Below are 7284 nucleotides of genomic sequence, written 5' to 3' on the forward strand. Positions count from 1 at the left end.
ACCCAAGCCTTGGTCATCTTGGCTCGAAAGCTTGCCCGCGTGGCTTTCGCCCTGATGAAAAATCAGGGCGAATACATCACCAGAGCTATGAAATTGGCTTGCCCATAACCATAGAATCTCCCACGCCGTTCGCTTCTACGAGGGCCAGGCTGCGTGGGAGCGGGCTTGCCCCGCGATGACGCCAGAACGCTCACTGCAAGTACTGGATCAACCCTCGCCAGGCTTGACCACCACGGTACAGGTAGTCCCCGCCGCCAACAAAAACCCGTCCGGCACTTCATCGATGTGAATCCGCACCGGCACTCGCTGGGCCAAGCGCACCCAGTTGAAGGTCGGGTTCACATCGGCAATCAATTCGCGGCTCTGCGGGTTGTCGCGATCATAGATCCCGCGAGCGATGCTCTCCACATGGCCCTTGATCCGCTCGCCACTCATCATCTGCAGCTCAGCCTGATCGCCCACCTTCACATGTGGCAGCTTGGTCTCTTCAAAGAACCCATACACCCAGAACGAGTTCTCATCGACCACTGCCATCACCGGCTCGCCGGTACGCGCATAGTCGCCACGATGGATATTCAGGTTGGTCACGTAACCGTCGACGGTGGCCACGATGCGCGTACGCTTGAGGTTGAGCTCGGCTGCCGCCAATTGCGCCTGGGCCTGCTGGTAATCGGCCAGGGCGGAGCTTGCGATGTTGCTGGCGTCGTCGCGGTTTTCCTTGGAGATCACCAGGTTGTCCATGTCGGCGCGGCGCTTGGCGTTGACCTTGCGCATCTCCCAAGTGGCCTTGCGCGAAGCGACCAGGGCCTTGGCCTGATCGACCGCGACCTGATAGTGCTCGGCGTCGATCTGGATCAGCACATCGCCCTTCTTTACCCGCTGGTTATCGCGCACCGGCACGTCGGTGACATAGCCCGGCACGTCGGCGGCGACGTTGATGATGTCGGCGCGCACGCGGCCGTCGCGGGTCCACGGGGTGGTCATGTAGTGCAGCCACAACTGGCGGCCGATGGCCACGGCGGCGACCAGCACCAGCAGGGTGGCAATCAGGCTGAAGAACTTTTTCATCGAAGGATTCTCACCAGTAGACAGACAGCGCCATGGCGCCGAAAAGGCAGATGAACAGGCACAGGCGCAGCAATGCCGGGTGCCAGAAGAAGCGGTAGCCGTCAACGCTTGCGATGAAGCGGTCCAGGCCCCAGGCCAAGCCTGCGGCGAACAGGAACATCAAGGTCATGGTGGGCATGTACACGCCATGGAAGGCGATCTCACGGGGCATGGTGCAATCCTTTCGCCGGGGCCAGCGGCGACTGTGGGTCGAGCAGGGAAGTACGGATGAAGTGCAGGTAGCTTTGCGAGCGGCGCAGCACCGAGGTGTCGAAGTGACGGGCGAACGGCTCGTCGGTGGCTTGCACGCGACTGATCGCATGGTCCACCGCGACCAGCGCGCGCTCGTGGTTGCTGGCGTTGGGTTGCAGGAACAAGCGCGCCAGCGCCCGGCCCATCACCCGGATCGCCTGGCGCCAGGGCTGCGACTCGGCATAGGCCGGGTGCACTGGGGCGCGGTCCTGCTCCTTGCGCAGCTCGATGATGGCGTGGCCGACTTCCAGCACCACGAACATCCAGCGCATCAGTTCGCTCTGCACCTGCGGCTTGCCAGCGGCCAGGCCATAGGCTTGGTGCAGCAAGTCGCGAGTGCGGCTTTCGAATGCCGAGCTCAGCCCGCGCAGGCGCCCGCCGATGGCGAACAGCACCTGCTCACGCAGGTCGCGCTGCAAACGGCTCCACAGCCAGCGGCTGTTGGGCGGCAGGATGATCGCCCCGGCGGCAGCGCAAACCAGCATGCCGATGACCATGCCGATGTAGTCGTTGATGAAGGTGTAGGGGTTGTACACGGTGAGGTTGTTCGGCACCGAGCCGATGGCGAAGAACACCAGCAAGCCAATCCCGTAGCCGGCGTAGGCCGGGCGCGAGGAGAGGAACGCGCCGAGCACGAATACCGGCGCCAGGACCATGCACAAGAGCGGGAAGCCATCGATCCAGGGGAAGACGAAGAAGGTTTCGAAAAAGCCGATAAAGGCGCCGATCAGCGTGCCGCAGGCCATCTGGAACGACATGCGCTTGGGGTTGGGCGAAGCCGCCGACAGGCCGACGGTGACGGTGGCGATCAGGGTCATCATCGCCCCGCTCGGCCAGTCGCTGACCAGCCAGTAGCTGCCCAGCAACAGCAGCACCGCCGAAGCGCGTACCCCGGCAGCCAGCGACACCAGCCAGTTGGTCTGCGACACATAGGGCTCGTCCCACTGCTCGCGCTGGTGGTTGTGCGCAGACAGCGAAGCGTGGGTCTCAGCGTAGCTGAACATCTCGTCGACGAAGCGGTACAGCAGCTCGAAAGCGGTGTGGAAGTCGAGCAGGTCGGCTTCGCTGGGGTTGGTCTCCAGGTACTCGGCGCGCAAGGTGCGCACTTGGGCTTGCAGGCCCTCCTTGTAGGCGGCCAGCTCCAGGGTCAGGCGTAGTGCATCGGCATCGGTCAGGGCCCGGCCGACGTAGGGTTCGAGCAACTCGGCGAGGGTTGCAAGCCCCGGCTCGATAGCGCCGACGATCTGCAACGGCCCGCGTGCGCGCAAGCGTTCGAGCAAGCGATGCAGGGCATTGAAGCGGGTGGTGATGGCCATGAACTCGCTGTTCATGCGCACCAGGCGACCGCTGCGCCGACGCATGTGCGGGTCTTCGAAGGCGGTGACGTTACGCAGGCTTTCCAGGCCCACGGCCTCGGCGATGAAGCGCACGTTGCTGGTTTCGAAACGATCACGCTGGCTGTCGCCCCGCAGCGCCTCGACCACCACCCCTGCGAAGACGCCAAAGCGCTGGTACAGGGCGTTGCGCATGGCAGCGCTGGCCGACTGCGGCAGGATCGCGGCGCTTACCATGGTCGACACCAGAATCCCCAAGGAGATCTCCAGTACCCGCCACACGGCGGCCATGAAGGCTTGGTCAGGGTGTTCCAGCACCGGCAGGCCGATCATCGCCGCGGTGTAGCCAGCGAGCACGAAGCCGTAGGCGCGGAAGGTCCGGTAGCGCATGGCGCCTGCCGAGCACAGGCCCACCCACAGGGCCAGGCTGGGCAGGAATAGCTCGGTGTTCTGCGGAAAAAGCGCAATCAGCGCGACCATCATCGCTGAACCTGCCAAGGTGCCGAGCACCCGGTAGAAGCTCTTGGCGAACACATGCCCGCTCTGTGGCTGCATGACGATGAACACGGTGATCATCGCCGTGCGCGGCTGCGGCAGTTCCAGGCGCATGGCCAGCCACAGGGTGATGAAGGCTGCGGCCAGTACCTTGAAGATGTAGACCCAAGTCACCCCGTCGGTACGCGCCCAGGCGAAGAAGCCCCGGCGCCACTCCAGGCTTTGCAGCCAGCGCACGGGCAAGCTCGATGTGCTCATTGGCTGTGGTCCGGCTTGTCGAAGATGGCCAGGGTGGCTGGGGTTTTCGGCGCGGCCTGGCGCTGTTCGGCAGGTGCATCCTGGCCCGCTTGCAGACCACCACCTAACGCTGTGACCAGCTCGGCATGGGCGGTCAGGCGCGCGGCTTGGACCTGCTGCTGCACTTGCTGCTGGCGGAACAACAAGGTCTGCGCATTGAGCACGTTGAGGTAGTCGGTCAGGCCGCGCTGGAAGGCGACCAGGGCAATGTCGTAGGTCTTCTGCGCGGCGGCCACCGACGCTTGGGCGAAGTGCGCCTGCTCTTTCATCGACTCGCGGCGGATCAATTGATCGGAGATGTTCTTCAGCGCGCCGATCACGGTCTGGTTGTAGCGCGCCACGGCGACGTCATACCCCGCCGAGGCCACACCCAACTGCGCGCGCAGGCGGCCACCATCGAAGATCGGCAAGCTGATGGCCGGGCCGACGTTGTAGTTGAACTTGCGCCCGGTGAGAAACTCCAGCGCGCCACCCCCAGTGGCCATGAAGCCCAAGCTGCCGACCAGGTCGACGTTGGGGAAGAAGCCTGCGTGTGCGACGTCGATACCCCGCGCCTGCGCCGCGACCTGCCAGCGGCTGGCGACCACGTCGGGGCGCTGGCCGACCAATTCGGCGGGCAATGCCGAAGGCAAGGTCAGCGCTGCGCCAAGGGTCAGGCTCGGACGCTGGAGCTGCGCGCCCTGCCCCGGCCCCTTGCCGGCCAGGGCCGCCAGCTGGTTACGCGCCAGGGCGATTTCTTCATTGAGGGCATCGAGCTGGCGATGGGTCTCGGGCAGCGGCGCTTCGGCCTGGCTGACCTCGAAATGAGTACCGATGCCGCCCTCCAGGCGACGCTTGGCCAGGCCCAGGATCTGCTCCTGCTGTTCGAGCTCGGACTTGACGATGTCGCGCTGGGCAAAGTGCAGGGCCAGCTGGATGTAGACCTTGACCAGGTTGTTTTCCAGCTCCAGCTGAGCCTGGCGCGCTTCGGCCACGCTCATGTGGGCCAGGTCGAGCGCCTGCTCGCTGGCGTTGCGCTCGCGCCCCCACAGGTCCAGGGCATAGCTCAGGCCAAGGGCGGCATTGTTGTCCCAGGTGTTGGCACCCGACAACGCGCCGGGGCCGTAGAACTGATCCTCTGGCCAGTTATGCCGCTTGAGGCTGGCCTGGCCGTTGCCCTGGAGTTTCTCCGCCGATTCGACCACCCCGGCCATGGCCTTGGCTTCGCGCACTCGCGCTGCGGCCATCGCCAGGCTCGGGCTGCCGGCCAAGGCCAGGGCTACCCACCGGTCGAGCTGGGCATCGCCATAAGCGCGCCACCACTGCTGGTCGGGCCAGCGGGCGTCGCGGGCGGCCTCGCTGATGGCGTGGTCGGTGGCTAGGGTATTGGCTTGCAGCGTCTTGCTTTGCGGGGCGATACCCCAGGTTCCGATACAGCCAGACAAGGACAGGCTAAGGGCACAGGCACTGAGCGCATTCAGCGCTCTGATGATGCGACGCGGCACAGCTGCGATTTCCCGAGGAAAGAAGTGGATGAGGCCGGGCAATTCTAGGGGGCCGTCGCACTGGCGATAAGCGCATAATCCTGCGAATCTTTGTTACCAAAACAGCGATAATCCGGCTTTGGTCGAAGGAACAAATCTGTAACTTCGTGTCACAATTTCGGCCTCTACCTAGAGAGTGACCCATGGACACCCTGCAAAACATGCGTGCTTTCAGTTGCGTGGCCCAGCTCGGCAGCTTCACCGCTGCCGCAGTGCAACTGGACACCACCACCGCGAACGTGTCGCGGGCGGTCTCCAATCTGGAAGCCCATCTGCAAACTCGGCTGCTCAACCGCACCACCCGGCGCATCGCCTTGACCGAGGCGGGCAAGCGCTACCTGATGCGCTGCGAGCAAATCCTTACCTACGTGGAAGAAGCCGAAGCCGAAGCCAGCGATGCCCACGCCCGCCCTGCCGGGCAGTTGAAGGTGCATTCGATGACCGGCGTCGGCCAGCATTTCGTCGTCGATGCAATCGCCCGCTACCGCGAGTCGCACCCGGACGTGACCTTCGATTTGACCATGGCCAACCGCGTGCCCGACCTGCTCGACGAGGGTTACGACGTATCCATCGTGCTGGCCACCGAGCTGCCTGACTCAGGTTTTGTCTCGCAGCGCCTGGGGATCACCTACAGCATCGTCTGCGCCTCGCCCGAGTACGTCGCCAAGCATGGCATTGCGCAAAAGCCGATCGACCTGCTCAAGCACGCTTGCCTGCGCATGGTCAGCCCGGTGATTCCGCTGGAGAAATGGCTGTTCGACGGGCCGGAGGGCCAGGAGATGGTCAACATCACCAGCTCGCCGTTCCAGGTCAACTCCGCCGATGCGATGAAGACGGCGATCCGCAGTGGCATGGGGGTGGGCGTGTTGCCGATCTATTCGGCCATCGATGGCCTGCGCGATGGCAGCATCGTGCGGGTGATGCCCGATTACCGCTTGCAGGAGCTGAACCTGTACGCGATTTATCCCTCGCGCCAGTACCTGGATGCCAAGATCAAGACCTGGGTCGAATACCTGCGTAACTCGTTGCCGGAGATTCTAGCCGCGCATGAGGCGGACCTGAAAACCCACGAATTACTAGTCGCCAATTGAAAAACCTGCTGCACGGCGGTGAAGGACAATGGTAGGTTGCTAATCATTGGCTTCGTCATCGTCAGTGCCGGCCCCATCGCGGGGCAAGCCCGCTCCCACCCGGCTGAAACTCTGCGTGGGAGCGGGCTTGCCCCGCGATGCGGTCGGCACTGACACTCCACCACCGCCTTGCAGAGAAGTAGCCCGATGAAAAAGACCGTCCTGGCCTTCAGCCGCATCACCCCGGCCATGGCCGAGCGCCTGCAGCACGACTTCAACGTGATCCTGCCCAACCCCAAGCTCGGCGACATCAATGCCCAGTTCAACGAAGCCCTGCCCGAGGCCCACGGCCTGATCGGCGTCGGCCGCAAGCTTGGCCGGGCGCAGCTCGAAGGCGCAGCCAAGCTGGAAGTCGTGTCGAGTGTGTCGGTCGGCTACGACAACTACGACCTGGACTACTTCAACGAGCGCGGCATCGCCCTGACCAACACCCCCGACGTGCTCACCGAAAGCACTGCCGACCTGGGGTTCTCGCTGATCATGGGCTGCGCCCGTCGCACCGCGGAGCTGGACGCCTGGACCAAGGCCGGCCAGTGGCAAGCCACTGTTGGCCCAGACCGCTTCGGCAGCGATGTGCACGGCAAGACGCTGGGCATCATCGGCCTGGGCAATATCGGCGCCGCCGTCGCCCGGCGTGGCCGCTTTGGTTTCAACATGTCGATCCTGTATGCCGGCAACAGCCGCAAGCAGGCGCTGGAACAGGAGCTCGGCGCGCAGTACCGCAGCCTCGATCAGCTGTTGGCCGAGGCGGATTTCGTTTGCGTGGTAGTGCCGCTGTCTGATGCTACCCGCAAGCTGATCGGCGCTCGCGAACTGCAGCTAATGAAGCCCAGCGCGTTCCTGATCAACATCGCCCGTGGGCCGGTGGTAGATGAGGCGGCGCTGATCGAGGCGTTGCAGGCCGGCACCATTCGCGGCGCCGGGCTGGATGTGTACGAGAAAGAACCGCTGGCCGATTCGCCGCTGTTCAAGCTGCCCAATGCCTTGACCCTGCCGCATATTGGCTCGGCCACTGCCGAGACCCGTGAAGCGATGGCCAACCGGGCGCTGGACAACCTGCGTGCGGCACTGCTCGGTGAGCGGCCGCGGGATCTGGTCAATCCGCAGGTGTGGAAGCACTGACAGGCCAGCCTCATCGCGGGGGAA

The 7284-nt window shown here is 64.2% G+C and carries 6 protein-coding genes and 1 pseudogene; 3 read left to right on the forward strand and 4 right to left on the reverse strand.

Translation table 11 applies throughout. From position 1 onward, the window contains the following. Window positions 1-108 (forward strand): annotated as a pseudogene (locus AAZU54_RS27005) (IS110 family transposase); the annotation flags it as partial. A gap of 99 nt (window positions 109-207) precedes the next feature. Here AAZU54_RS27005 and AAZU54_RS27010 read toward each other — a convergent pair. Genes AAZU54_RS27010 through AAZU54_RS27025 form a run of 4 tightly spaced genes read right to left on the reverse strand, consistent with a single transcriptional unit; the run spans window position 208 to window position 4969 of the window. Further along, entirely contained in the window at window positions 208-1068 is an 861-nt protein-coding gene (locus AAZU54_RS27010) for an efflux RND transporter periplasmic adaptor subunit (RefSeq protein ID WP_186553802.1), read from the reverse strand. Window positions 1069-1078: 10 nt separating this feature from the next. After that, the gene (locus AAZU54_RS27015) at window positions 1079-1279 is read right to left on the reverse strand and encodes a DUF1656 domain-containing protein (RefSeq protein ID WP_186553801.1); all 201 of its coding nucleotides are present in this window, start codon (window positions 1277-1279) and stop codon (window positions 1079-1081) included. Beyond that, complete coding sequence (locus tag AAZU54_RS27020; protein WP_434727880.1) at window positions 1269-3446, reverse strand: FUSC family protein; 2178 nt, start codon at window positions 3444-3446, stop codon at window positions 1269-1271. Before AAZU54_RS27020 ends, AAZU54_RS27015 begins: the two co-directional genes overlap by 11 nt. Further along, window positions 3443-4969: an efflux transporter outer membrane subunit gene (locus AAZU54_RS27025; protein ID WP_434727881.1), complete on the reverse strand. Its 1527-nt coding sequence runs from the start codon at window positions 4967-4969 to the stop codon at window positions 3443-3445. Before AAZU54_RS27025 ends, AAZU54_RS27020 begins: the two co-directional genes overlap by 4 nt. Before the next feature lie 182 nt (window positions 4970-5151). On the opposite strand from AAZU54_RS27025, the gene AAZU54_RS27030 reads away from it, so the two are divergent. After that, the gene (locus AAZU54_RS27030; RefSeq protein ID WP_186553798.1) at window positions 5152-6099 is read left to right on the forward strand and encodes a LysR family transcriptional regulator; all 948 of its coding nucleotides are present in this window, start codon (window positions 5152-5154) and stop codon (window positions 6097-6099) included. Between the two features lie 186 nt (window positions 6100-6285). After that, a complete protein-coding gene (locus tag AAZU54_RS27035) occupies window positions 6286-7260 on the forward strand; it encodes a 2-hydroxyacid dehydrogenase (RefSeq protein WP_312153748.1) in 975 nt (324 codons plus the stop codon). The last annotated feature ends 24 nt before the right edge of the window (window positions 7261-7284 follow it).

Origin of the sequence: Pseudomonas sp. Je.1.5.c, assembly GCF_051129895.1 — a bacterium.
Taxonomy (GTDB): domain Bacteria; phylum Pseudomonadota; class Gammaproteobacteria; order Pseudomonadales; family Pseudomonadaceae; genus Aquipseudomonas; species Aquipseudomonas urmiensis.

Excerpts from the sequence above, each read along its gene's own strand:
- AAZU54_RS27035 (WP_312153748.1), top strand. The coding sequence starts at position 6,286 with ATGAAAAAGACCGTCCTGGCCTTCAGCCGCATCACCCCGGCCATGGCC.
- AAZU54_RS27030 (WP_186553798.1), top strand. The coding sequence starts at position 5,152 with ATGGACACCCTGCAAAACATGCGTGCTTTCAGTTGCGTGGCCCAGCTC.
- AAZU54_RS27020 (WP_434727880.1), bottom strand. The coding sequence starts at position 3,446 with ATGAGCACATCGAGCTTGCCCGTGCGCTGGCTGCAAAGCCTGGAGTGG.
- AAZU54_RS27015 (WP_186553801.1), bottom strand. The coding sequence starts at position 1,279 with ATGCCCCGTGAGATCGCCTTCCATGGCGTGTACATGCCCACCATGACC.
- AAZU54_RS27010 (WP_186553802.1), bottom strand. The coding sequence starts at position 1,068 with ATGAAAAAGTTCTTCAGCCTGATTGCCACCCTGCTGGTGCTGGTCGCC.